The organism is Herbiconiux aconitum (assembly GCF_024979235.1).
Classification (GTDB): domain Bacteria; phylum Actinomycetota; class Actinomycetes; order Actinomycetales; family Microbacteriaceae; genus Herbiconiux; species Herbiconiux aconitum.
This window is the reverse complement of the sequence record NZ_JANLCM010000001.1, coordinates 672,948-697,707: the sequence shown is the minus strand read 5'-3', so window position 1 is coordinate 697,707 and position 24,760 is coordinate 672,948. Positions and strand designations below refer to the sequence as shown.

Annotated in this window: 21 protein-coding genes and 1 pseudogene; 13 read left to right on the top strand and 9 right to left on the bottom strand. The window is 69.6% G+C overall.

All coding sequences use genetic code 11. From position 1 onward, the window contains the following. Nucleotides 1–180 precede the first annotated feature (180 nt). From N1027_RS20260 to N1027_RS03160, 3 genes and pseudogenes are all read left to right on the top strand, one after another. Nucleotides 181–621: pseudogene (locus N1027_RS20260) on the top strand (ATP-binding cassette domain-containing protein); the annotation flags it as partial. Nucleotides 622–723: 102 nt separating this feature from the next. After that, nucleotides 724–2,613 (top strand): ABC transporter permease subunit, encoded by a 1,890-nt coding sequence (locus N1027_RS03165; protein WP_443669354.1) that lies wholly within the window; start codon nt 724–726, stop codon nt 2,611–2,613. Continuing rightward, nucleotides 2,610–3,671, top strand: a complete 1,062-nt coding sequence (locus N1027_RS03160; protein ID WP_259505115.1) for a zinc-dependent alcohol dehydrogenase — start codon at nt 2,610–2,612, stop codon at nt 3,669–3,671. Before N1027_RS03165 ends, N1027_RS03160 begins: the two co-directional genes overlap by 4 nt. Nucleotides 3,672–3,752: 81 nt before the next feature. Here N1027_RS03160 and N1027_RS03155 read toward each other — a convergent pair whose 3' ends face one another. Further along, nucleotides 3,753–6,602 (bottom strand): FAD-binding and (Fe-S)-binding domain-containing protein, encoded by a 2,850-nt coding sequence (locus tag N1027_RS03155; RefSeq protein ID WP_259505104.1) that lies wholly within the window; start codon nt 6,600–6,602, stop codon nt 3,753–3,755. A 237-nt stretch (nt 6,603–6,839) separates the two neighbouring features. On the opposite strand from N1027_RS03155, the gene N1027_RS03150 reads away from it, so the two are divergent. From N1027_RS03150 to N1027_RS03140, 3 genes are all read left to right on the top strand, one after another. Then, a complete protein-coding gene (locus N1027_RS03150; RefSeq protein ID WP_259505098.1) occupies nt 6,840–8,426 on the top strand; it encodes a ThuA domain-containing protein in 1,587 nt (528 codons plus the stop codon). Nucleotides 8,427–8,518: 92 nt separating this feature from the next. Beyond that, a complete protein-coding gene (locus N1027_RS03145) occupies nt 8,519–9,580 on the top strand; it encodes a DUF916 domain-containing protein (protein ID WP_259505097.1) in 1,062 nt (353 codons plus the stop codon). A 37-nt stretch (nt 9,581–9,617) separates the two neighbouring features. Beyond that, nucleotides 9,618–10,292 (top strand): GntR family transcriptional regulator, encoded by a 675-nt coding sequence (locus N1027_RS03140; protein WP_259505095.1) that lies wholly within the window; start codon nt 9,618–9,620, stop codon nt 10,290–10,292. A gap of 41 nt (nt 10,293–10,333) precedes the next feature. On the opposite strand, the gene N1027_RS03135 is transcribed toward N1027_RS03140, so the two are convergent. Then, complete coding sequence (locus N1027_RS03135; RefSeq protein ID WP_259505093.1) at nt 10,334–11,092, bottom strand: TetR/AcrR family transcriptional regulator; 759 nt, start codon at nt 11,090–11,092, stop codon at nt 10,334–10,336. Nucleotides 11,093–11,210: 118 nt separating this feature from the next. Between N1027_RS03135 and N1027_RS03130 the strand changes: the two genes are divergently transcribed. Beyond that, nucleotides 11,211–11,684: a nitroreductase/quinone reductase family protein gene (locus N1027_RS03130; RefSeq protein ID WP_259505091.1), complete on the top strand. Its 474-nt coding sequence runs from the start codon at nt 11,211–11,213 to the stop codon at nt 11,682–11,684. Nucleotides 11,685–11,757: 73 nt separating this feature from the next. After that, nucleotides 11,758–13,185 (top strand): argininosuccinate synthase, encoded by a 1,428-nt coding sequence (gene argG, locus N1027_RS03125; RefSeq protein WP_259505089.1) that lies wholly within the window; start codon nt 11,758–11,760, stop codon nt 13,183–13,185. A gap of 182 nt (nt 13,186–13,367) precedes the next feature. On the opposite strand, the gene N1027_RS03120 is transcribed toward argG, so the two are convergent. The 3 genes from N1027_RS03120 to N1027_RS03110 form a co-directional block, all read right to left on the bottom strand. Then, nucleotides 13,368–16,298, bottom strand: coding sequence for an FAD-binding and (Fe-S)-binding domain-containing protein (locus N1027_RS03120; protein WP_259505087.1), 2,931 nt, complete (start codon nt 16,296–16,298; stop codon nt 13,368–13,370). Between the two features lie 221 nt (nt 16,299–16,519). Continuing rightward, nucleotides 16,520–17,446 (bottom strand): HemK family protein methyltransferase, encoded by a 927-nt coding sequence (locus N1027_RS03115; RefSeq protein WP_259507872.1) that lies wholly within the window; start codon nt 17,444–17,446, stop codon nt 16,520–16,522. Between the two features lie 180 nt (nt 17,447–17,626). Continuing rightward, complete coding sequence (locus N1027_RS03110) at nt 17,627–18,118, bottom strand: glutathione peroxidase (RefSeq protein WP_259505085.1); 492 nt, start codon at nt 18,116–18,118, stop codon at nt 17,627–17,629. 87 nt (nt 18,119–18,205) lie between these two features. On the opposite strand from N1027_RS03110, the gene N1027_RS03105 reads away from it, so the two are divergent. Continuing rightward, nucleotides 18,206–18,769, top strand: a complete 564-nt coding sequence (locus N1027_RS03105) for a TetR/AcrR family transcriptional regulator (RefSeq protein WP_259505083.1) — start codon at nt 18,206–18,208, stop codon at nt 18,767–18,769. Nucleotides 18,770–18,878: 109 nt separating this feature from the next. On the opposite strand, the gene N1027_RS03100 is transcribed toward N1027_RS03105, so the two are convergent. Next, nucleotides 18,879–19,259 (bottom strand): hypothetical protein, encoded by a 381-nt coding sequence (locus N1027_RS03100; RefSeq protein ID WP_259505080.1) that lies wholly within the window; start codon nt 19,257–19,259, stop codon nt 18,879–18,881. A 128-nt stretch (nt 19,260–19,387) separates the two neighbouring features. Here N1027_RS03100 and N1027_RS03095 point away from each other — a divergent pair, with 128 nt between their 5' ends. The 4 genes from N1027_RS03095 (at nt 19,388) to N1027_RS03080 (ending at nt 23,157) form a co-directional block, all read left to right on the top strand. Next, nucleotides 19,388–20,581, top strand: a complete 1,194-nt coding sequence (locus N1027_RS03095) for a MarP family serine protease (RefSeq protein ID WP_259505078.1) — start codon at nt 19,388–19,390, stop codon at nt 20,579–20,581. Nucleotides 20,582–20,697: 116 nt separating this feature from the next. Further along, nucleotides 20,698–21,111, top strand: coding sequence for a VOC family protein (locus N1027_RS03090; RefSeq protein WP_259505077.1), 414 nt, complete (start codon nt 20,698–20,700; stop codon nt 21,109–21,111). 60 nt (nt 21,112–21,171) lie between these two features. Next, on the top strand, nt 21,172–21,669 hold the full coding sequence (locus N1027_RS03085) for a DUF2269 family protein (protein ID WP_259505076.1): 498 nt from the start codon (nt 21,172–21,174) through the stop codon (nt 21,667–21,669). 27 nt (nt 21,670–21,696) lie between these two features. Next, nucleotides 21,697–23,157 (top strand): APC family permease, encoded by a 1,461-nt coding sequence (locus N1027_RS03080; RefSeq protein WP_259505074.1) that lies wholly within the window; start codon nt 21,697–21,699, stop codon nt 23,155–23,157. A 21-nt stretch (nt 23,158–23,178) separates the two neighbouring features. Here N1027_RS03080 and N1027_RS03075 read toward each other — a convergent pair whose 3' ends face one another. Genes N1027_RS03075 through purS form a run of 3 tightly spaced genes read right to left on the bottom strand, consistent with a single transcriptional unit; the run spans nt 23,179 to nt 24,729 of the window. Next, nucleotides 23,179–23,724 carry an O-acetyl-ADP-ribose deacetylase gene (locus tag N1027_RS03075; protein WP_259505067.1) on the bottom strand — a complete coding sequence of 182 codons (546 nt, stop codon included), beginning with the start codon at nt 23,722–23,724 and terminating at the stop codon, nt 23,179–23,181. Between the two features lie 19 nt (nt 23,725–23,743). Continuing rightward, entirely contained in the window at nt 23,744–24,442 is a 699-nt protein-coding gene (purQ, locus tag N1027_RS03070) for a phosphoribosylformylglycinamidine synthase subunit PurQ (protein WP_259505062.1), read from the bottom strand. Beyond that, the gene (gene purS, locus N1027_RS03065; protein WP_259505060.1) at nt 24,439–24,729 is read right to left on the bottom strand and encodes a phosphoribosylformylglycinamidine synthase subunit PurS; all 291 of its coding nucleotides are present in this window, start codon (nt 24,727–24,729) and stop codon (nt 24,439–24,441) included. The genes purQ and purS overlap by 4 nt, the downstream gene beginning before the upstream one ends. Nucleotides 24,730–24,760 lie beyond the last annotated feature (31 nt).

Genomic DNA, 24,760 nt, shown 5'->3' with positions numbered 1-24,760 from the left:
GACCGACAGCCGTCGGGCCGGCCCACCAGGTGGGAGGCCGGCTCGACGGAAGTCGTCGATCAGTCGTCACCGATCAGTCGTCAAGGATCAAAGGCAAACTCAGTGGACACACAACTCGAAGACGTCGACACCTCCGTCGCCGTGCTCTCCCTCACCGGGATCTCGAAGTCGTATTCCGGGGTCGCGGCACTCACCGACGTGTCGCTCGACGTGCTGCCCGGTGAGGTGCACGCGTTGCTCGGTGAGAACGGCGCAGGCAAGTCGACGCTGATGAACGTCGCATCCGGAACCGTGCAGCCCGACGGCGGCACCATCCGGGTGAACGGAGAGCCGATCGAGACGCTGAGCCCCGCCCTCGCGGCCAAGCTCGGCATCGCGATCGTGCATCAGCATCCGGCCGTGCTGCCCGACATGACGGTGCTCGAGAACCTGCGGGTGGCCCTGCCCGCCTCGGTGTTCGAGGGCAAGGGTTCGCTCGAACAGTACGCGTCGACGATCCTCGGCGAATCCGGACTCCGGGTGCACCTCGGTGATCGTGTCGAGACGCTCACGGTGGCGCAGAAGCACCTGCTCGAGATCACGAAGGCGCTCGCGCTTGAGCCGAAGGTGCTGGTGCTCGACGAGCCGACGGCGCCGCTCGGCCAGGATTCGGTCGACCTGCTCTTCGCCCGTGTGCGGGCCGCCGTCGCCCGCGGCACCGCGGTGGTCTACATCACACACCGGATGGCGGAGGTGCGGCAGCTGGCCGACCGCGTCACCGTTCTTCGTGACGGCAAACTCCGCGGTGTCGCGAACGTCGACGACGTCTCCGACGACGAGTTGCTCACGATGATCGTCGGTCGTCAGATGGAGTCGACCTTCCCGCCGAAATACGAGGCGACGGATGCCGACGAGATCAACCTCGTCGTCGACGGGCTCACGGGAGACGGCTTCACCGAGGTCTCCGCCGCTGTGAAACGGGGCGAGATCCTCGGCATCGCGGGCGTGGTCGGCAACGGGCAGAGCGAGTTGCTGCGCGCACTCGCGGGCCTGCAGCCCTTCAGCGGTCGGGTGGTGGTGAACGGCCGGGAGTCGAATTCGTCCTCCCTGCTCGAGAAGGCGGCCTACATGCCGGCCGACCGCCACTCCGAGGGACTGATGATGTCGCTCACCGTGCGCGAGAACGCGGCGGTCGCAGCCCTCAAACGCTTCAAGCGCTGGGCACTGCTCAGCCACACACGCGAGGTCGAGACGGTGGGTGGCACCCTCGACTCCCTCAGCGTGAAGGCGGCGTCGATGGATTCGGTCGTCTCCTCCCTCTCCGGCGGAAACCAGCAGAAGGTCGTGATGGCTCGCGCCCTGCTCTCCGAGCCGTCGCTCGTGATCGCCGACGAGCCCACCCAGGGTGTGGATGTCGGCGCCCGCCTCGAGATCTACAAGATCCTGCGCGAGGTCTCGGCCTCGGGCATCCCGGTGGTCGTCGCCTCCTCGGATGCGAAGGAGCTCGAAGGGCTCTGCGACCAGGTGATCGTGATGTCGCGCGGCAACGCGGTCGACACCCTGCTCGGCGACGGCATCACGGAGTCACGGATCGTGCAGGCGGCCGTGACCTCGACCGCGCACACCGCGAACACGCCGCTCGCCACGACCGACAAGATCGTGCGCTCGACGCCGTTCCGCCGCTTCGTGCAGGGCGACTGCGCGCCCTCCGCGTTGCTCGTCGGTGTGATCGTGCTGCTCGGCGCTTTCATCTTCAGCCAGAACGCGCGCTATCTCTCCGACTTCAACATCTTCTCGGTGCTGATGCTGGTTTCGGCGCTGGGCTTCATCGCCCTCGGCCAGACCATCTCGTTGCTGATCGGCGGCATCGACCTGTCGGTGGGGCCGTTGGCCGGGTTCCTGGTGGTGGTCGGGTCGTTCTTCGTGAACGACGACAAGCCTTTCGGGGTGGTGGGGCTCGGCATCCTGCTGATGTTCGTGCTCGCGATAGCCACCGGGTTGATCAACGGATCGCTGATCCGCTTCGGCAAGTTCACGGCCATCGCCGCGACCCTGACGCTGTACATCGCCCTGCAGGGGCTCAGCTTCCTGCTGCGGGACTCGCCTGGCGGCTACATCGCGGCCGGGTTCACCGCGGTGATGACCACGCGGGTCGGCCCGATCCCGGTCGTCTTCATCGTGCTCGTGCTGCTGGCCGTGGCGCTCGAACTGCTGCTGCGCAAGCGCCGCTGGGGCTGGCGGCTGCGGGCGACCGGGTCCGACGAGGAAGCGGCTCGGCGCATCGGCGTCAACGTCAACAAGACCGTCGTGCTCGCCTACGCCACCACTTCGGTGCTCGTGTTCCTCGGCGCGATGGTGCTGATGACGCAGATCGGCGTCGGCGACCCCGCGCAGGGTGTGAGCTACACGCTCTCCAGCATCACTGCGGTGGTGCTCGGCGGAACCTCTCTGCTCGGTGGCCGCGGAACGTTCATCGGCAGTCTGTTCGGGTCGATCCTCATCATCCAGGTGCTGAACGCCACCACCTTCCTGGGGCTGTCGCAGATGTGGCAGTACATCTTCCAGGGTGTGCTGATCCTGGTCGCCGCCATCTTCTACTCGATCGCGCGCCGCCGCAGGAAGACCCTCGTATGAGCGAGAACATGCGTGCAGCCGTCTACCACGGCGACCACGACATCCGGGTCGGCCGCGTTCCGATGCCGTCGCGTGCGCCGGGGGAGGTGCTCATCCGGGTGACCCGGTCGGGGCTCTGCGGCACCGACGCGACCGAGTGGGCCGTGGGCCCCAAGGTCTTCCCGGTGGCCGTGGCGCACCGGGTCACCGGTCACCTCGGACCGATGATCCTGGGTCACGAGTTCGTCGGCGAGGTGGTGTCCGCCGATGACGAGAGCGGCTTCCGCCCCGGCGATCGTGTGGCGAGCGGCGCCGGTGTCTGGTGCGGCGAGTGCAAACGCTGCCTCGAGGGTCGCACCAACATGTGCGAGCGCTACTACACCTACGGTCTCAGCACCGATGGCGGGATGGCCGGCTACGTGTCGACGCCGGCGCGCAACCTGGCGCCGATTCCGGCGGGCCTGTCCGACGACCACGCCGCTCTCGCGCAGCCGCTGGCCGTGGGCATCCACGCCGCCCGGCGCTCGGGTGCGGTCGACGGCGACCGGGTGGTGATCATCGGGGGAGGAGCGATCGCGTCGTTCGTGCTCGCCGGGCTCAAGCACCTGGTCGATGCCGAGGTGCTCGTGGTGGAGTTCGCCGGACCGAAGCAGGATCGCGCGCTGCGCTTCGGCGCCTCGGCGGTGCTGAGCCCCGGCCCCGATCTGGCGGCGGAGGTGGTGGATGCGTTCGACGGCGCCCGACCCGACGTGGTGATCGAGGCCAGCGGAGCGCCAGGGCAACTCGCCACGGCCGTGTCGCTCGTGCGCGACGGCGGTCGTGTGCTGGCCGTGGGGCTGCCGAAGGCCAAGCCCGAACTCGATGTGCACTCCCTGGTGTTCCGCGAGATCACGATCGACTCCTCGCTGGCCCACGTCTGCGACTCCGATCTGCGGCCCGCGCTCGCCATCCTCGCCGAGGGTGTGGTGGGGCCGGAGCTGCTCGAGAACGTGGTGGCGCTCGACGAACTCGGTGAGCAGCTCGAGCGGCTCGTGCAGGGCAAGCTCGACGGCAAGGTGCTGATCGACCCCTGGCGCTAGCCGCGCCGGACTTCTCCAAACGTGCTCCGCACCGCGACGCCCTGTCGGCGCGCTCGCCGTTTGCCTTGGAGAAGTCCGCGGCTACCGGGCCACGGGGCGGGTGGCCTCGGCCAAGAGCTCGAGCACGTGCTGGTACTCGGCCCCGGTGGCGCGGGTCATGCCGAGCTCGCAGGTGCGGTTGCAGCTGGCGTGGGCGGTGGCTCCGGATGCGCGCACCTCGGCCGCCTGCGAACGGGTCGCCGACGCGGTGAGCTCCGGATGCAGCATCCCGCGGTCTCCGGCGAAGGCGCAGCAACCCCAGTCGTCGGGCACCACGACGGTCTCGGCCACGGCCTCGGCCACCGCGGTGAGCTGCGGGTTGATGCCCAACCGGGTCGACGAGCAGGTGGGGTGCAGGGCGAGCTTCTCGATGCGCTCGTGCTCGGGCAGGGCCGGGAGGATGCGGGTGGCGACGAAGTCGACCACGTCGACCACACGCATCCGTGGTGCTCCGGTGGCAGCGGGCGCCGGGTCGGCCTCGATGGTGTGCAGCAGGCCCTCGGTGCAGGAGGAGGCGTCGCAGATGATGGGTAGCTCGCCGTCGCGGGTGGCGGCGCGCAGGCTCGCGAGCACGCGGTCGCGCATGATGGCGGCGCCGTCGGGCAGGCCCTTCGACGACCAGGGGGTGCCGCAGCAGAGTGAGTCGATGTCGGTGGGAACGAGCACGGTGACGCCGGCCTGCTCGCAGAGCTGCTCGAAGCTGCGCTGCACGCCGGGGCCGATCGCGCCCCCCGCGGCATCCGCTGGTCCGAACATCGCGTTGACGCAGGCGGGAACGTAGACCGCCTCGGGCTCAGCACTCGGCGGCAAGGCGGGGCGTGATCGCCGTGCCCCGCCGGCCGGCAGCTCACCCGACCACAGCGGCAGCACGTCGTCGCCCACCACGACCCGGCCGAGCCGGTTCGGGATCGCGATGACGGGCGACGGCACCTTGTCGGCGACGGTGAGTGCGGTGCTCGCGATGCGGGTCGTCGCGCCCCAGTGCTGGGCCGCGGTCTTCCACACCGCCTTCTCGACGCCCGAGTGCTCGGACTTGCGCAGGCGCCGTACAAGGTCGCCCGTGTTGATGAGAACCGGGCAGGCGGTCTGGCACATGCCGTCGACCGCGCAGGTCTGCACACCCTGGTAGCCGTAGTCGCGCTCGAGTTCCTCGGCGAGAGCGGTGTCGCCGTCGGCGGTGGCGCTCGCGATCGCGCGCTTCACGACGATCCGCTGGCGGGGTGTGAGGGTGAGGTCACGGCTCGGGCACACGGGTTCGCAGTAGCCGCACTCCACGCAGCGGTCGGCTTCGACCTCGATGGTCGGGGTGCGCTTGATGTCTTTCAGGTGCACCGCGGGGTCGTCGGTGATGATGACGCCCGGGTTGAGCATCCCGCTCGGGTCGCAGAGGACTTTGAGCTCGCGCATCACGGCGTAGAGCTCGTCGCCGTACTGCCGCTGCACGTACGGGGCCATCACTCGGCCGGTGCCGTGCTCGGCCTTCAGCGATCCGCCTTCGCCGAGGATGAGGTCGACCATGTCGTCGGTGAACGCGGCGTAACGGTCGAGCCCTGCGCCCTCGAACAAGTCGGTGAGCATGAAGTGGATGTTGCCGTCTTTGGCGTGGCCGAAGATGACGTTGTTGTCATAGTCGTAGCGGCCGAAGAGGTCGATCAGGCGCTCGCAGGTGCGGGCGAGCGACTCGACCGGAACCACGACGTCTTCGAGCAGGGCCGTGGTGCCGGAAGGGCGGGCGCCGGCGACGGTGGCGTAGAGGCCTTTGCGCAGGTGCCAGAGTGCGGCTCGGGTGGCGGGGTCGGTCGAGAGCACGGTGGGGGTGCTGGTGCGCAGCACGTCCAGCGCTTGTTGGCCGGTCGCCTGGGCCGCGCTCAACTCTTCGGCGGTCGCGGCTTGGTATTCGACCAGCAGGGCGGCCTGCTTGTCGACGGTGAGGTCGCGGATGAGGGGATGCGCATCCGCTTCTGCCTTGCCCACGCGCAACGACTGCGCATCCATCAGTTCCACGGCGGCGGCACCGCTCGCGACGATGCCGGGGAGGGCTTCGTTGGCCGCCAGCAGGTCGTCGAAGACGAGCAGTCCGGTCGCGGCCCTCTCGAGCAGTGGGAGAGTCTGGAACACGGCCTCGGCGACGAAACCGAGTGTGCCTTCGCTGCCGATCACGAGGTGGGCCAGTAACTGGGCGGGGGTGTCGTGGTCGAGGAAGGAATTGAGGCCGTAGCCCATGGTGTTCTTCATCGAGAACTGGTGCTGCAGGATGCGCACCGACGAGGCGTTGCCGCGCACGCGGTCGCGGAGGCGCAGGAGGCCGGCGGTGAGGGCGGGTTCGTCGTGTGCGAGCCGGGCGTCGGCATCCGTCGCCCCGGTGTCGACGACGGTGCCGCTCGGCAGCACGACGGTCATCGACTCGAGGGTGCGGTAGGTGTTGCCGGTGATGCCGCAGGCCATGCCGCTGGAGTTGTTGGCGACGACGCCGCCGATGGTGCAGGCCGACTCGCTCGCCGGATCGGGCCCGAGCTTGCGGCCGTATCGGGCCAGGCGGGCGTTGACCTGGCGCACGGTGGCGCCGGGTTGCACGCGCACGCGGCGGCCGTCGTCTTCGACCTCGATGCGACGGAAGTTGCGGCGCACGTCGACGAGCACGCCGTCGGTGACACCCTGGCCGCTCAGGCTCGTGCCGCCCGAGCGGAGAGTCACGGGAGTGCCCGTGCGGGCTCCGGCGCGGAGGAGGCGGCCCACCTCGGCGGCGTCTTTGGCCACCACCACGGCTTCGGGAATGAGAAGGAAATGCGACGCGTCGTGGGCGTTCGCGTGGAGGTCGATCGGGCGGGTGGAGAGGTCGAGAGGGTGCGCCTCGTCCCTGTCGAAACGGGCGGCGATGCTCGGTGCGGGCATGGGTTCCTCTCGGTACTCCTCATATTGTTCAACAAGTTGACAACGCGAACAAGCCGAGGAGCCGCTCGATTGCCTTTCACGTGAGTTATTCCTGACTCCATACAAACTGATGAAGCCTCGAATGAGCCGGATTTATCGGGCTCGTTGACATTGCTGAATGCAGACACTTAGCATGAGCGCGTATTAGTCGCTATGAACAACAAATTGAGCGACGCACAACTCAAAGGAGAGTTCTGGATGAAGCAACAGATCATGCGGGGAGGGGGGCTTGCGCTTGCGGCCGGACTCGCCGTCGGAGTCGGACTCGCAGCCACCCCCGCCTACGCCGACGAGGCGGATCCGTACAAAGTGCTCGTGGTCGGGCAGACCCTCGGGTACCGCCACGGCCACATCCCGGTGACCACCCAGGCCACGATCGCGCTCGGGGAGGCGAACGGCTTCACCGTCGACGTGTGGGACCCGGCGCAGCCGGAGCTGAGCCTGGCCAGCTCGCCCTTCACCACCGCGGAGAACCTCGAGCAGTACGCCACGATCGTGTTCGCCTCCCCTGTCGACGGGACGAACAGCCAGAACCCCGCCTCGCCGCGACTGCTGGACGACACCCAGCTCGCCGCGCTGCAGGGCTACATCCGCAACGGCGGCGGCTACCTCGGCATGCACGCCGCGACGGATGCGATGCACGCGGTGCCGTGGTACAGCCAGCTGAGCGGTGGCAGCGCGCGTTTCCGCAACCACCCCGCGCAGCAGAACGCGACCATGCGGGTCGAGGACCCCGGGCACCCGTCGACACTCGACCTGCCCGCCGAGTGGAACCGCTTCGACGAGTGGTACAACTTCACGACCAACCCGCGTAAGGACGTGCACGTCCTCATCACGCTGGACGAGACGACCTACAACCCCGGTAATGGGCGTATGGGGGCGGACCACCCGATCTCCTGGTGCCAGAACTTCGAGGGCGGCCGTTCCTGGTACGAGGCTGCCGGTCACACCGACCAGTCCTGGGCCGACCCGGTCTTCCTCACCCACTACCTCGAGGGCATCAAGTGGACCGCGGGCCTCACGAGCGGCGGCGGTGACTGCGTCTCGTTCCGCGAGGTACGCGGAGTGCTGGCGAACGTCGGCGGAGACGCCGCCGTGACCTCGGCCGTGTCGAACGGACTCGACGCAGCCCAGGGTCAGGCTGACGCCCGCAACGCGACCGGGGCGGTAGCGACCCTCCTTCAGCTGGAGGATGTCGCCGCGGAGCTCGGTTCGGCCGACCTCGACGCCAAGATCGACGACCTCCTCGTCTGGCAGCGTAACGTCGCCCGCGGTGCGGCGCCCGACGACGCCGAGGGTATTCCCCTCGAGGTCGCCGTGGTGGATGACCCGGGCGCGCTGACGCTGACCGTCGGCAGCTATGGCGACGCAGTCGGCCTCACCCGGGTCGCGAGCCCGACGGATCGCTGGCGCTACACCGGCGACCTGCCCGAGGTGACCATCACCGACTCGCGCAACGCGTCTCAGGCCGCGGGTGGTGGCTGGGCTGCCGCAGGGCAGTCGTCGGAGTTCACGGCCGCGACCGCCACGCTGACGCCTGACCACCTCGGCTGGGAGCCGCGCCTCGTGGGCACCCGACCCGGAGTCACCCTGGGCAGCCCCTCGGTGACGAAGCTCGATGGCGGAACCGGTCTCGCCTCGTCGTCGCCGCTCGCCTCAGCGGGTAACGCCGACCGTCGAGGGACCGCCACCGTTTCGGCCGGTCTGGTTCTCGATCTGCCGGTGGCCGCGACCGAGGGCGACTACTCGGCTCGGGTGACGCTGTCGCTGTTCCCCGTCGACTGAGTCGACACGTCGAGGGGGCGGGCCGGATGTGGTCCGCCCCCTCGATGGGCCGGATGCGGTCACGAGGCCGCACTGAGCATGAAGGATCGAGAATGCTAACTGGTCAATTCCGCCGGGGCCTGGTGCGCACCGGGGTCGCCCTGATGGCGGGCCTGCTCATCGCGGGGTCGGCAGCGACGTCGGCATCGGCGGCGGAGGGCGACACGACGTGGTCGATCGCGCCCTCGTCCGAGTCCGGGGCGGACGGCCGCGTGTCGATCCGCCAGACGATGGATCCGGGCGTCGGCCTGACCGACCATGTCGCCGTCACGAACTACGGGGCGGAGGAGGCCGACCTCCTGGTCTACGCGAGCGACGGGATCGTGGCGCCGAACGGCGACTTCGACCTGCTCTCCGCCGACGAAGAGGCGAAAGACGGCGGCTCCTGGATCGGGTTCACCGATCCCGCGAGCGGCCAGAAGGCGGTCGACGTGGTCGAACTCCGCGTTCCCGGGGGCGCGACGACGATCGTGGAGTTCCAGATCGACCCTCCGGCGACCGCGACGCCGGGCGATCACCCGGCCGGCGTGGTGGCCGAGCTTGCTGGCGCGGACAGCGCGGGGGTCGGATTCTCGGCGCGCGTCGGGGTGCGCCTGCACCTCCGGGTGACCGGCGAGCTGGCGCCGGCGCTGACCGTGAAATCGCAGAGCGCCACTCTCGACTACGCGTGGAGCCCCTTCCAGCCGAGCCGGCTCCGGATCGAGACCGTGGTCGTGAACTCCGGCAACGTGCGGCTCGGCCTCGAGCCGGTGGTCACCACCGCGGGGCCGTTCGGGCTGCTGCCGACGTCGACCGAGGCGGAGCCGGTGCGCGAGGTGCTCCCCGGCCAGGAGGTCGCGCTCACCGAGGAGGTCGAGGTCTGGCCGCTGTTCTGGATCACCGGCTCCCTCAACATCGTGCCGACGATCGTCGGCGACGACACGGTGCCCGCCGATCTGACGACGACGTCGACCGAGTTCGGCATCCCGGCGATCCCCTGGCTCGAGGCGATCGCCTTCGTGCTCCTCGTGGGTCTGGTGGTGCTGGCTATCGTGCTCGTCCGACGTCGGCGCGTGGTGCAGCGTCGGCGGTTCGCCGCCGCCGTGGAGGCCCATGTGGCCGCCCTGGGGCAATAGGCTGGATCATCACCACGACCCGCCTGAGGGGAGCAGCATGATCCGTCAGGTGAGCCCCGTCTCCGTGGTCGACGCCGTGAGCGACGATCTCCGGCGCCGACTGTTCGCCGGCGAGCTGCGCGGCACCGCGCTCACCGAGGTGGCCATCGCGGCGGAGTACGCGATCTCCCGCTCGACAGGAAAGGCCGCCGTCGAGAAACTCGTGACCGAAGGGCTCCTGCAGCGCGGCACCCACAAATCCCCGCGGGTGCCCGATCTCGGCCCCGACGACGTGCGCGACATCTACAGCACCCGGCTCCGGCTCGAGGGCGAGGCTCTGCGCGAACTGGCGGCGGAGAGGCGGGTGCCCGAGGCCGCGACCGAGGCCAACGGGCGCGTGCGCGCATCCGGAAGCGGCCCGGCACTCGGCTCGGTCGAACCCGACATGCTTTTCCATGCGGCCCTCGTGCAGGCGGTCGGCAGCCCGCGGCTCGAACGGATGTATCGCTCGCTCGTCGACGAGGTGCGGCTGTGCATGTCGCAGGTGCAGGGCCGGAGCCTGCTCGGCGTCGAGCAGATCGCCGCCGAGCATCAGGAGATCTTGGAGAGCATCGCGGCCGGCGACGCCGAGCAGGCCGTGGCGCGTCTGCGCGGTCACCTCGGCCGGGCGAGCGACCGCCTGGCTGCAGCGATCGCCAGTGCCGACGCGGTGTCGGTCGACGAAGCGGTCTGACCGCTACGAGCCGACGTTCCGGCCGCCCCACGCTGCCCGGCCTAGCTCGACGTGCCCTCCGCCGCCCCAGCCGCCGCCGCGCCCGATCCCGCCGCCCCCGCAGCCTGCGCCCGGCGCCGCTCGAGACCCTCGAGGATGAGGTCGAGCGAGAACGCGAACTCCTCGTCGTCGTCGCACCCGCCGAGCGCGCCCTCATGGGTGGCTTGGAGCGCGAGCTCGGCGAGGTGCGGATGCGACGTGGCCCACGCCGCGGCCTGCGCCTGGGCCTCAGCCGCCGTCGGCCGGGTGCCGGGGGAGTCGTCGAACAGGTCTTGACTGAATCCGAGTACGCGGCTGCCGAGCACGTGCAGCGTGTGGTGCGAGAGATCGACCGAGAATCCTCCGGCGCGCAGGATGCCGAGCACGCGATCGAGGTGGTCGAGCGCCGCCGGCGTGGGCTCCGCTCGCGCCTCCAGCACGCGCGGAAGCCAGGGGTGCTGAAGTGTCGTCTGCCGCGCGGCGAGGATCTGCCGGCGGAGCGTCACGGCCCACCCCTCTCCAGGCCTCGCGTCGACCACCGCGATGCGGCTGACGGCCATATCGGAGATCGCGGCGAGCAGGTCGTCCTTGTCGCGTACGTGCCGGTAGACGGTCATCGGATCGACGCCGAGCTGCTCACCGAGCTTGCGCATGCTGAGGGCCTCGCTGCCGTGGCGATCGGCATAGGCGAGCGCTGCTTCCACCACCTTGCCGCGGGACAGGCGATCGGTGACGGCGCGGGTCAGGGGTGGGGTCGCATCCGGTGCATCGAGGGCAGGCATCTCCCGAAGTCTACGGCGTCGGGTCTTGACTCTCTACGGTGTAGATGCCAATGTCTACAGTGTAGATCTACACCGTAGACACGATCGTGGAAGACAAAACCGAACGAGGGAGAACCCGATGCCGTCCCGAGACCCACGCTTGCCACCGCGCTGGATCATCCGCGTGATCTGGCGCGGCCACCGCGCCCTCTACCGCGTGACCGGAGGCCGTCGCGGTCTCTCCGCACCAGGCCGTGACGATCGCTTCGGCATGCTGCGGCTGCACACCGTCGGCCGCCGCACGGGCGAGCCTCGACTGGCCATTCTGGGCTACGTCGACGACGGCGATCGGATGGTGACACTCGCGATGAACGGCTGGGGCGACCCGCCGCCGGCTTGGCTGCTCAATCTGCGCGCGCATCCGGATGCCGAGGTCGACCTGGTCGACGGTCGCCGAGCCGTGCGTGCTCGCGTGGCCGAGGGCGAAGAACGTTCCCGACTGTGGGCCGTCGCCGGCGCGCATCGCGGCTGGGGCGACGACCTCGACCGCATGGCGCGGCTGCGCACGAAGGAGACCGCGGTGGTCGTCTTCGAGCCACGGCAGCCCGCCTGACGACCGAGCAGCGGATGCTCCGAGCGGGTCGTGCTGGATCGGCGCGCCTTCCGCGTTCGATACGCTGGAACCCATGTCCAAGGTCCTCACCAGTCTTCCCGTCGGCGAGCGCGTCGGCATCGCGTTCTCCGGGGGTCTCGACACCTCCGTCGCCGTCGCCTGGATGCGCGAGAAGGGCGCCGTGCCGTGCACCTACACGGCCGACCTCGGGCAGCCCGACGAGCCCGACGTCGAAGCGGTGCCCGGCCGCGCCGGAGAGTACGGCGCCGAGATCGCCCGCCTGGTCGACTGCCGCGCTCCGCTGGTGGAAGAAGGGCTCGTGGCGCTCGCCTGCGGCGCGTTCCACATCCGCTCCGGCGGCAAGACCTACTTCAACACCACGCCGCTCGGCCGCGCCGTCACGGGCACGCTGCTCGTGCGGGCGATGAAAGAAGACGACGTCGAGATCTGGGGCGACGGCTCCACCTACAAGGGCAACGACATCGAGCGGTTCTACCGCTACGGCCTGCTCGCCAACCCGCGCCTGCGCATCTACAAGCCCTGGCTCGACGAGGCATTCGTGACCGAGCTCGGCGGCCGCACCGAGATGAGCGAATGGCTCGTCGCGCGCGGCTTCCCCTACCGCGCCTCGGCCGAGAAGGCCTACTCCACCGACGCCAACATCTGGGGCGCCACCCACGAGGCCAAGACCCTCGAGCAGCTCGACACGGGCGTCGAGATCGTCGAACCCATCATGGGCGTGCCGTTCTGGCGCGACGACGTGGAGATCGCCTCCGAGGTGGTCACCGTCACCTTCGAGGCCGGTCGTCCGGTGGCCCTGAACGGCGTCGAATACACGGATGCCGTCGCTCTCGTTCTCGAAGCCAACGCGATCGGCGGCCGTCACGGCCTGGGTATGAGCGACCAGATCGAGAACCGCATCATCGAGGCCAAGTCGCGCGGCATCTACGAGGCGCCGGGCATGGCCCTGCTGCACATCGCCTACGAGCGCCTGCTGAACGCCATCCACAACGAAGACACCGTGGCCAACTACCACGTCGAAGGCCGGCGCCTCGGACGCCTGATGTACGAGGGCCGCTGGCTCGACCCGCAGTCGCTCATGCTGCGCGAGTCCATCCAGCGCTGGGTCGGCTCGGCCATCACCGGAACCGTCACCCTGAAGCTCCGCCGCGGCGACGACTACTCGCTGCTCGACACCTCAGGCCCGGCGTTCAGCTATCAGCCCGACAAGCTCTCGATGGAACGCGTCGGCGACGCCGCCTTCGGCCCGCTCGACCGCATCGGACAGCTCACCATGCGCAACCTCGACATCGCCGACAGCCGCGCGCGGCTCGAGCAGTACGCCCGGCAGGGCATCGTCGGCGGTGCCACCGCTCAGCTGCTCGGCGAGCTCGAAGAGGGCGAGGCCGCATCGATCAGCGCCGGGCCCACCGAGACCTCTCTCGAAGCGGCGACGGATGCGGCGAACGAGGCCGCAGCGTTCGACCTCGGCACCGACTGAACCGCCGCCTCGGCTTGATATTCTTGCAACACCCACAGAACTGGAGAGGCTCATGGCCGCAATACTGCTCGGGATCGTCGGACTGATCACTCTCGTCGGCGGCGTGCTCGGCATCGCCGCGCTCGTCGAGATGGTGCGTTCGCCTTACAAGAGCTGACCGTTCGCGCGAGGTGGCCCGTTAGCTAGCGAGGCAGCACGCCCGCCAGCAACTCGGCCAGGTGCACGCCCTTCGTGCCCGCGAGCTGCTCGGCCTGGGTTCGGCACGACAGACCGTCGGCGAGCAGGATGCTCCCCTCGGGCGCCGAGCGAAGCCCCGGCAGCAGGGAATTCTCCGCCACCGCGACCGACACGTCGTAGTGGCCGCGCTCCATCCCGAAGTTCCCGGCGAGGCCGCAGCATCCGCTGATCGTGGTCGTCTCGGCGCCCAACGATGTCAGCAGCTTCGCGTCGGGCCCGAATCCCATCACCGAGTGATGGTGGCAGTGCGGCTGCACCACCACGCTCCGGCCGCTCAAGTCGGGTGCGACCCAGGCGGCGCCGGGGCCGACCGGCTCCTCGGCCGCAAGCAGTTCGGCCAGCGTATAGGTGGCGGATGCGATGTCGCGCGCCCGCGGATCACCGGGCAGTAGTTCGAGGAGATCGGAGCGAAGCACCGCCGTGCACGACGGTTCGAGGCCGAGAATCGGGATGCCGTCGGCCACATACGGATGGAACACCTCCACCAGGTGCGCCAACTTCTTGCGCGCCCCGGTGAGCTGGCCCGTGGTGATCCAAGTCAGTCCGCAGCACACGGCCTGGTTCGGCACCACGATCTCGTAGCCGGCCGACTCGAGCACCGACACGGCGGCGCGGCCGATGGTGGGGGAGAAGTTGTCGGAGAAGGTATCGACCCAGAGCAGCACACGCTTGCGGGCGGGGGCAGCGGCGCCGCGGTCCGCGCCCGCGGCGCGGTCGGCGCTGACCGGCCGCGCTTTCCACCAGGCCCGGAACGGCCGCCGCGCGAACGGCGGGATCGCACGCCGCGCATCCATTCCGCCCGCCAGCAGCACCAGCTTCTCGAACGCCCGCACCGAGAGCACCGCATTCGCGACTGCCGAGACGCGCGCACCGGTGGCAATGCGCGCCCAGCGCGGCAGCCACCCCAGTGTGTAGTGCGTGACGGGCCGGATGCGCCCGCGGTAGCTCCGGTGCAGCACCTCGGATTTGTAGGCGGCCATGTCGACTCCGGCCGGACAGTCGCTCGCGCAAGCCTTGCAGGAGAGGCAGAGGTCGAGCGACTCCTCCACCTCGGGTGCTCGCCACCCGCCTTCGATCAGGGTGCCGTTGATCATGTCTTGCAGCACGCGGGCGCGGCCCCGGGTGGAGTCCTTCTCGTCTTTCGTGGCGAGGAAGCTGGGGCACATGAACCCGCCCGAGACGCTGTTGTCGGCCCGGCACTTGCCGATCCCGACGCACCGGTGCACGGCCTTCGTGAAGTCGCCGTCGTCGTGGGCGAAGGCGAGACCATTGATCGCGGCGATGGGCAACGCGTGCGGGCGGCGCAGCTCGGCGTCGACGGATGCCGGACGCACGATCACCCCCGGATTCAACACATCCGCCGGGTCGAAGAGGTGCTTGAACGCGCCGAAGACATCGAGCATGCGCGGCGAGTACATGTGTCGCAACAGGTCGCTGCGGGCGCGACCGTCGCCGTGTTCGCCCGAGAGTGAGCCGCCGTGCGAGGCGATCAGGATCGCGGCATCCTCCATGAACGACCGCAACACGTCGCCGTCGGTGTCGAGTGGGATGTCGAGACGCACGTGCACGCATCCGTCGCCGAAATGGCCGTAAGGCAAGCCGTGCAACCCGTAGCGGCCGAGCAGGTCGTCGAAGTCGCGCAGGTAGGCGCCGAGTCGCTCGGGCGGAACCGCGGCGTCTTCCACCCCGGGCCAGGCCTGCCGGTTCGCCGGGGTGCGGCCGGCCAGGCCCGCGCCGTCTTCGCGGATGCGCCAGAGGGCACGGGCCTCAGGCCCGGCGGGCAGGATGCGAACGGCGGCGGTTCCGGCGTCGCGTGCGAGGCGCTCGGCGCGATCGAGCGCGTCGCCGGGTTCGCGGTCGGCCACCTCGACCAGCAGCCAGCCCCCGCCGGCGGGCAGGGTGGGCGCGGCCAACGGCCCACTGTGTCGTACGACGGCGTCGATCAGCCGCGCATCCAGCCCCTCGATCGCCATCGGGTGGTGCGGAAGCAGGGCGGGCACCGCATCCGCCGCCGAGGCCATGTCGGGGTAGCCGAGCACCACGAGCACCGGATCGCGCGGCAGGTCGACCAGCCGCACGGTGGCGCCGAGTACCGCGACGCAGGTGCCCTCGGTTCCCACCAGCGCCTTGGCGAGGTCGCGCCCGTTCTCGGGCAGCAAGTGTTCGAGCGAGTAGCCCGAGATCTGCCGCCCGAAGCGGCTGAGCTCGGTGCGAATGACGTCGAGGTTTGCATTCACGAGCGAGTCCAGGCCGTCGACGAGGTCGATCCCGGATGCCGCGCCGGTACCCGCGCCGCCGCGCCCCGCCGTGAAACGTCGACCCCGCCCATCGGCCACGTCGAGGGAGATCACGTTGTCGGCGGTGCGTCCGAACGCGAGCGCGCGCGGACCACAGGCGTTGTTGCCGATCATGCCGCCGAGGGTTGCACGCGCCCAGGTGGAGGGGTCGGGGCCGAAGCGGAGGCCGTGGGGGGCGGCCGCGTGCTGAAGGCTGCCCAGGGTGGTACCCGGTTCGACGACGGCGGTGCGCGCATCCGGGTCGATTCTCAGCACCCGGTCGAGGTGGCGTGAGAGGTCCATCACGATGCCGGGACCGATCGCGTTGCCGGCCACCGAGGTGCCCCCGCCGCGCGCTGTGAGCGGCACGTCGTGGGTGCGTGCGAAGTCCACCAGCCCGGCCACCTCGTCGGCAGCGCGCGGAAAGACCACCACCTCTGGCACGACGCGGTAGTTCGAGGCGTCGCTGGAGTACTCGGCGCGGCGACGCCGGCTGTCGTCGACCTCGGCGAATCCACTGGCCCGCAGCTGGGCGGCCAACTCACGGCCCTCGCCCTCGGCTGCCCGAGCTGCGGTAGTGCCGGCCGACGATGATGTCATGGTCAGCATGCTACGGCGAGCCGCAGCGACGGCTCGTCGACCCGGTGTGCGACACCCCGGGCGGGGAGATGGTCGCGGTTCGGCGGCGGGAGCCCATTGCCTCACGATCGGCGACGCGGTTCGGTTCGGTGGGGCACTGCGTGACCGCGGGTGCCATCCGCCGATGCGGCTCAGCTCGGAAGGGCACAGTGTCGGTCGCGGGTGCCGCCCGCGAGTGTGGTTCAGCGTGGCGGGGCGGCGGAGCTCTCACGGGAGCCGATGACCACCGTGGCGTCGAACTCGTCGTCGTGCACGATGCGCGGATGCAGTCCAGCCGCCGCGAAGATGGCCGCTGTCGTGGGAGCCTGGCGCTCGCTCGTCTCGATCAGGAGGTGACCGGTGGGGGAGAGCCAGCTCGGCGCATCCGTCGCCACCCTCCGCTGCACGTCGAGACCGTCGTCGCCGCCGTCGAGGGCGATGCGGGCCTCGTGCAGGCGCGCTTCGGGAGGCATGGTGGCGATGGCGTCGCTCGGTACGTAGGGCGCGTTGACGACGAGGAGGTCGATGCTTCCGCGGAGCTCGCCGGGGAGTGCGTCGTAGAGGTCGCCCTCGAACACGCGGCCGGGGCCGGGGAGATTGCGGCGGGCGCTCCGTACGGCGGCGGGGTCGATGTCGGCGGCGTACACCGTGACCCGGGGGTCGGCGGCGCGTTGATCGGCGCGGGCGTCGGCGGTGCTGGAGGCGCCCGCGTCATCGGCGGTGGGGTGGGGGGCGGTGGTAGCGGCGCCCGTTTCTGCGGCGGCGGCGGCGGCCGCGATCGCGGCACCCACCGCGCCCGATCCACAGCAGAGGTCGAGCACCACCGCGCCCGGGCGAAGCAGCGTGAGCGCCTCAGCGACGAGCAGCTCGGTGCGCCGGCGCGGAACGAAGACGCCCGGATCGACCGCGATCCGCAACCCCGCAAACTCGGCCCAGCCGAGGATGTGTTCGAGCGGCAGTCCTTCGACCCGCTGGGCGACCATGCGCTCGAGCGCGTCAGCCGAGTCGGCCGCGTCGAGCAGCAGCGCGGTCTCGTCTTCGGCGAACACGCATCCGGCGGCCCGCAGCCGCATCACGATCGCCGCGACATCGGCCTGCCCGCTGCCCGCAGGCGGGGCGGATGCGTTCATCTCACTCATGCGAGCGTCACTCTACGCCCGCGCGGGGCGCGCCCCAATTTCGGGAGGAGGAGAAGCGCACGAGCCCCTGCATACGGCCTTCGTGTTGCGCAGCTCCTCCCGAAACGGAGGCGCGCGGCGCCGCACCGGCGCCCAATGCCGCACCGGGCGCTGCCCTGCGCATCCTCGCGGCTACGCCTGGGCCGGCAGCGACGACTCGATCAGCGCGACGATCTCTGGCGCATCCGGCTCGACCGTCGGGCGGAAGCGGTGCACCTGCCCGTCGGGCGTCACGACGAACTTCTCGAAGTTCCACTTCACGCGGCCCGCCTTGCCCGCCGCGTCGGGTGTCTTCGTGAGCTCGCCGTAGAGCGGATGCGCCGACTTGCCGTTCACCTTCACCTTGTCGAACATCGGGAAGGTCACACCCCACGTGGTGCTGCAGTACTCCTTGATCTTGTCGGTGTCGGAGAGCTCCTGCAGAAACTGGTTGCTCGGAAAGCCGAGCACCGTGAAACCGCGCTCGCCGTAGGTCTTCTGCAGCTGCTCGAGCTTCTCGTATTGCGGCGCCAGCCCGCACCGCGAGGCCACGTTCACGATGAGTTTCACCGGGGCGTAGTCGGCGAGGGTCGTCGTGGCTCCGTCGATGGTGGTGAGGGGGATCTGGTTGAGGTTCTCGGTCACGAGCGCTCTTCTTTCGATCAACTGTTCCGTCAGGTAGACTTACCGGTAACTCTACTGCCGTCGAGCCGAGTCGAGAAAGAGGTTCTGATGCGCGAACGAATACTCGAAGCAGCCTCCGAGCTTTTCTACGCCGAGGGCTTCCGGGCCGTCAGTGCCGAGAAGATCATCGGCCGGGTGGGCACCACCAAGGTCACCTTCTACCGGCACTTCCGGTCGAAGGACGACCTCATGGTCGCCTACCTCGAACGCCGTGCGGCCGACGAGCGCGCCGCCATCGAGCAGGTTCTCGCGGTCGCCGACGGCGATCCGCAGAAGGCGCTCGCGCGTGCCATCGAGACGCTCATGGCGGCAGCGTGCCGGCCGGGCTACCGGGGCTGCCCCTTCATCAACGCGGCGGCCGAGTATGCCGATCCTGCGCATCCGGTGCGCCTCGTCGTGGCTGAGCACCGGCGCTGGCAACTGCACGCCTTCGAGCAGCTGCTCGCAACGCTGGGCGTCGACGACCCCGCCGCGGCCGCAGGCGAGTTGATGCTGCTGCGCGACGGAGCGGCGGTGGGCGGCTACCTCGACGACCCGGATGCGGTCGCCCGCGCCCTCGCGTCGGCCGGCCTGGCGATCGTGAAAGCCCGCGCCGCAGCCGCTTTCGCCTGAACCTGCCCCGACGGCCGGAGCCCGGGACCCGGACAGCTCCGAAACGTCGCGGCGTCCGGCGCCGTATACGGGGTTCCCATCAGGATCGGCGGTTTCCACGCCGTGCGGTCTACCGGAAGTACGCGAGCTCGATCTCGGTCATCATGGTGACGAACGCGAAGAACAGCAGCACGCCGGCCACCACGATCCCGGCGATCGCCTGTCCGCGGCCGCGCAGCCGGCCGCCTACGGTTTCGCGCAGCCCACTGATGCCGAAGACCAGCGCGAAAGAGAACAGCGTCAGCGCAATCACCAGGTGGATGCCCGCCAGGACCCATCCCACCTCGGGAGCGGTGCCCGGGCTCAGCGCATACGCGGAGACCATGGTCATCACGAGGTTGGCGAAGAGGATGGACAGCGCGAACCAGAGCGACCGAGCGGCGGCCTTGCTCGCGGGAATGCGTTGCGGGGCGGGGTAGGAGGTGCCCTTGGGTGTGATGTAACCGGACATGGCGCCAGCATATCGACAGCTGAAGAACTTCAGATTCGCTGCTGACTCTGCGGGTCGCGGGCGCCGCAGCGTCGCGTCGGCCGGTGTGCGACTCGAGTCTCCCAGGTGCGCTGAATAGCATGACGACAATGGACATCATCGTCGACATCGTGCTGATCGTGATCGCCCTGCTGGCCGTGCTGAGCGGATGGCGGCGCGGCGCTCTCGTCACCGCGGCCTCGCTCGCGGGCATCATCGGCGGAGCGCTCCTGGCCACGGTGATCGCGCCACCGGTGGTGGACTGGCTCGCCGGAATGGGCTGGAACACTGCCCTGCAACGCACCATCGCTGCGGGCGTGCTCCTTCTTCTCTGCATGGCGGCGGCGGTCGGCGTGCTCACCCTCGTGGCCGGGCTGCTGCGCCGCGTGATCGGGTCGGTCAAGATCGGGCGAGGGCTGGACGCGATCGGCGGCGCCGTGCTCGGGCTGCTGACCTGGGGCGTCGTGGTGTGGCTGCTCGCGGGCTTCCTGCAGACCACCGGGCTCATGCCCGTCACCCAACTCGTCGCCTCTTCGCGGGTGGTCTCGACGCTCAACACGCTCTCGCCGGTGCCCTCGTCGACCGCGCTCGGAACCCTCGATGCGGCGCTCAACGATTCCGGGTTCCCGCAGGTCTTCGCATTCGGCGGAGAGAGCATCCAGGCCGCGCAGCCGCCGGAGCCCGGCATCCCGGATGCCGTCAACGCCGCCGCCGGAAGCGTGGTGCGCGTGCTCTCCTCAGCCCCGGCCTGCGGTTCTGACGCCGAGGGAAGCGGGTGGGCGGTGGCCGCCGACCGCATCGTCACGAACGCCCACGTCGTGGCCGGCTCCGAAGACCTCTACGTGCAGGTTGGCGGGGTCGGCGAGCTGCTGCCTGCCGAACTCGTCGTGTTCGACCCGGTGCGCGACCTCGCGGTGCTCCAGGTGCCCGGGCTCCCGGTCGCTCCGCTCGCGCTCGGAAGCGAGCTCGCCGCATCCGATCCGGCAGTCGTCGCGGGCTATCCCGAGAACGGTGGCTACTCGGTGATGCCGGCCCGCGTGCGCGAGGTGATGGATGCGGTGGGTCGCGACATCTACGAACAGGGCGAGGTGACGCGCGAGATCTACTCGCTTCGCGGCACCGTGCGCCCGGGCAACTCGGGCGGACCGCTGCTCGACGAGGGCGGTGCGGTGGTGGGCGTGGTCTTCGCGCGATCGACGATCGACGCCGACACCGGATACGCCATGACACTCGACGAGATCGCTCCCGTCGTGGCGGCTGCCGGGGCCACCGAGCCCGTGGCGTCGGGAGCCTGTGCGAGCTGAGTTACGAGTCGGTCGTCGGTCGTTCACGAGAAGATGTGTACGGCGTCCACATTCTCTGTTATCGTGCTCTCGTCGCCACCCGATCGGGGCGGCCGACCGACCTGGAGGAGTCTGCCATGAGCACTGTTCTGAACCCGTACATCAACTTCCGAGGTCAGGCGAAGGAGGCGGGCGAGTTCTACCAGTCGGTCTTCGGCGGCGAGCTCATCGGCAACACCTTCGACGAGTTCCAGATGCCCACCGAGCCGGGCGAGGGCGGGCTCATCATGCACTCGCAGCTCACGACGCCCGGGGGTCTCACGCTGATGATCTCGGATGTGCCGACCGGCATGGAGTACAACCCCGGCAACAACATCAGCGTCTCTCTGAGCGGAGAAGACGACGCCGAGCTGCGCGGCTACTTCGACAAGCTCGCCGAGGGCGGAACCGTCGGCGTGCCCCTCGAGAAGGCGCCGTGGGGTGACAGCTTCGGCCAGCTGGTCGACAAGTTCGGCATCGGCTGGCTCGTGAACGTCGCCGGCCAGAAGTAGCGCGGGACCGCGCCGCGCCGGCGGCGGTCTGCGGGGCGAGCGAGTCGATAGCCTGAACCCATGGAAACACTCTTCTCCGTTCTGCACGTCGTCGGCGCCGTCTTCATCGTCGGGCCCATGGCCATCCTTCCGATGACCGCGCTGCGCGCCATCCGCGCCGGCAACACCGCCCAGGTGCGCACGCTGGCGAAGTCGACCATGATCTTCAGCTATCTGTCGCTGATCGTGTTCGTGCTGGGCTTCGGCCTCGTCGGAATGGCCGACGAGAAGTATGCACTGTCGCTCACCACCCCTTGGGTGCTGTGGTCGATCATCGCCTACGTCGTGGCGATCGTGCTGAACCTCGTCGTCGTGGTGCCGTCGATGCGTCGCGCCGGCGCGGCCGCCGAGCCTTCCGGTGCGGCCACCGCGGGCGCGGGCGGTGTCGCGACCGCGGGGGGCGCGGCCACGGCGGGTGGCACGAACCAGCGCTCAGGATACCCCGCGATCAGCGCCGGCTCGGGCATCGTCAGCCTGCTGCTCGTGCTCGTCGTGGTGCTCATGGTGTGGAAGCCGTAAACCCGATTCGGGGGCATGCTGGGGGGCATGACGACGACAGCGCAGTCGACCGGCGAGCCGGAGACGCAGCCTGAACTCAAGAAGGTGATGGGGCCGAAGCTCCTGTTGCTGTTCATCATCGGCGACATCCTCGGCACCGGCATCTACGCGCTCACCGGGCAGGTCGCTGCCGAGGTGGGTGGGGCCGCGTGGGTGCCCTTCATCATCGCCTTCGTGGTGGCCACCATCACCGCCTGCTCCTATCTCGAACTGGTCACGAAGTATCCGCAGGCGGCCGGTGCCGCGCTGTATGCGCACAAGGCCTTCGGCATCCATTTCGTCACGTTCTTGATCTGCTTCACGGTGATGTCGTCGGGCATCACCTCGGCATCGGCGGCCGCCGGTGCGTTCGCGAGCAACTTCGCGATCGGCTTCGGCCTCGGAGACGGGCCCGGGATCGCGCTGCTCACCGCCCTGGCGTTCATGATCCTGATCGCCGCGGTGAACCTCCGGGGCGTCGCCGAGAGCGTCGGTCTCAACGTGGTGTTGACGCTGGTGGAGCTCTCGGGTCTGCTGCTGGTGATCTTCATCAGCGCCTTCGCCATCTTCGGGGGCCAGGCCGACTTCTCGCGGGTGGTCGCCTTCGCGACGCCCGACGACAAGAACGTCTTCCTCGCCATCTCCACCGCCACCTCGCTCGCCTTCTTCGCAATGGTGGGCTTCGAGGATTCGGTGAACATGGCCGAGGAGACCAAGAACCCCTCGAAGATCTTCCCCAAGGTGATGCTCACGGGGCTCGGCATCACGGCGGTGATCTACGTGCTCGTGTCGATCGTCGCGGTCGCCATCGTGCCGGTGGGGGAGCTCGCCGGAAACGACACCCCGTTGGTGACGGTGGTGCAGACGGCGGCACCCGACTTCCCGATCTCGGCGCTCATCCCGTTCATCTCCCTGTTCGCGGTGGCGAACTCGGCGCTCATCAACATGATGATGGCGAGCCGGCTGCTCTACGGCATGAGCAAGCAGGGCGTACTGCCGCCGTTCCTGTCGAAGGTGCTGCCGAAGCGCCGCACGCCGTGGGCGGCCATCCTGTTCACCACGGTGATCGCGCTGGGGCTCACCTCGTACGTCTCGATCGACCCGGCCAACCCGATCGCGGTGCTGCTCGGGGGCACCACCTCGTTGCTGCTGCTCGCGGTGTTCTCGGTGGTGAACGTGTGTGTGCTGGTGCTGCGCCCCAAGCGCGTCGAGCACAAGCACTTCCGAACGCCGACGGCCCTTCCGGTGATCGGGTCGATCGCGTGCATCGCCCTGGTGCTGCCATGGACCTCGGGCCGGCCGCCGCAGCAGTATGCGATCGCGGGCATCCTGCTGGTGCTCGGCATCGTGCTCTGGGTCATCACCTATCTGCATCGTCGCTCGAGCGGATACGGCGGCGCCGCCGAGCTCGACACGCGCGCGCTGGCCGTGGTGAACCAAGACCCTGCGGAGGTCGAGGAGACGAAGTGAACGGGCGCCCCAACCGACGCGCTATCCGGCGGGGTTCCCGCCACGATTGCGGTTCTGGGCGACCACTGCCGCGCGGAAGTGGTCGAGCATCTCGGCGCTGAAGAGCGCGAACGTCACGGCGCCGTCGAACGGGGAGGATCGCACCGTGTCGACCGCGATCTCCGCGGCGCTCTCGGCCGGCCAGCCGTAGACGCCGGCGCTGATCGCCGGGAAGACGACGGATGCCGCGCCCAGCTCGGCCGCCACCTCGAGCGACCGGCGGTAGGCCGACTCGAGCACGGCCGACCGGTCTTCACGCGCGCTCCAGACGGGGCCGACCGTGTGGATGACCCACCGCGCCGGCAGCCTTCCGGCCGTGGTGGCGACTGCGTCGCCCGCGGGCATCCCGTCGGGAAAGCGCGTGCGGCGGATCTCCCGGCACTCCTCGAGGATGGCGGGCCCGCCGCGGCGGTGGATGGCGCCATCCACGCCCCCTCCGCCGAGCAGTGAACTGTTGGCGGCGTTCACGATGGCGTCGGCGGCGATCGTCGTGATGTCGCCCTGCAGGAGTGTGATGTCGGCCGTCATGGCGCCGACTCTACGGGACCTAAACCGCCAACAGCGCGGTGAGCGCCGACGTGAACATCGCCAGTCCGTCGACACCCGACCGCATCGCGGCGGCGGTGTCGGGACCGAAGCCGGGCTCGATCGCGTGCTCGGGGTGCGGCATCAGGCCCACCACGTTGCCGCGCTCGTTGGTGATGCCCGCGATGTCGTTCAGCGAGCCGTTGGGGTTGACACCCACGTAGCGGAAGGCCACCAGGCCTTCGCCTTCCAGTCGCTCGAGCGTCGAGGCCGACGCGATGTAGCCGCCCTCTCCGTTCTTCAGCGGAATGGTGATCTCCTGGCCGGCGGTGTATCCGTTGGTCCACGCCGTGGAGGTGTTCTCGACGCGCAGCACCTGGTCTCGGCAGATGAACGAGCCGTGGTCGTTGCGGATGAGCCCGCCCGGCAGCAGGTGCGCTTCGGTGAGCATCTGGAAGCCGTTGCAGATGCCGAGCACCGGCACGCCGCGCTCGGCGGCTGTGACGACCTCGCGCATGATCGGCGAGTGTGAGGCGATGGCCCCGCAGCGCAGGTAATCGCCGTAGCTGAAGCCGCCCGGCAGCACGATCGCGTCGACGCCCTGCAGATCGTGGTCGCCGTGCCAGAGGGCGACGGCTTCGGCGCCCGCGAAGCGCACCGCGCGCTGGGCGTCGCGGTCGTCGAGCGAGCCGGGAAAGGTGATGACCCCGACGCGGGTCATGCCAGGGCTCCGGATGCCGCCGCGCTGTGCGCGCCGGTCTCGTCGACCACGGTGATGCCCACGACGTCTTCGATCACCGAGTTGGAGAGCAGCTCGTCGGCGATCTCGCGCACTGAGCTGAGCACGGCCTCGTCGACCGGACCGTCGACGGTGAGTTCGAAGCGCTTGCCGACGCGCACGCCGGAGAAGGTGTCGTTGCCCAGTCGGGTGAGGGCGCCGGCCACGGCCTTGCCCTGGGGGTCGAGAAGTTCGGCCTTCGGCATGACGTCGACGACGATTTTCGGCACGGGGAGCTCCTGCGGATCGGCGGGAAAAGTA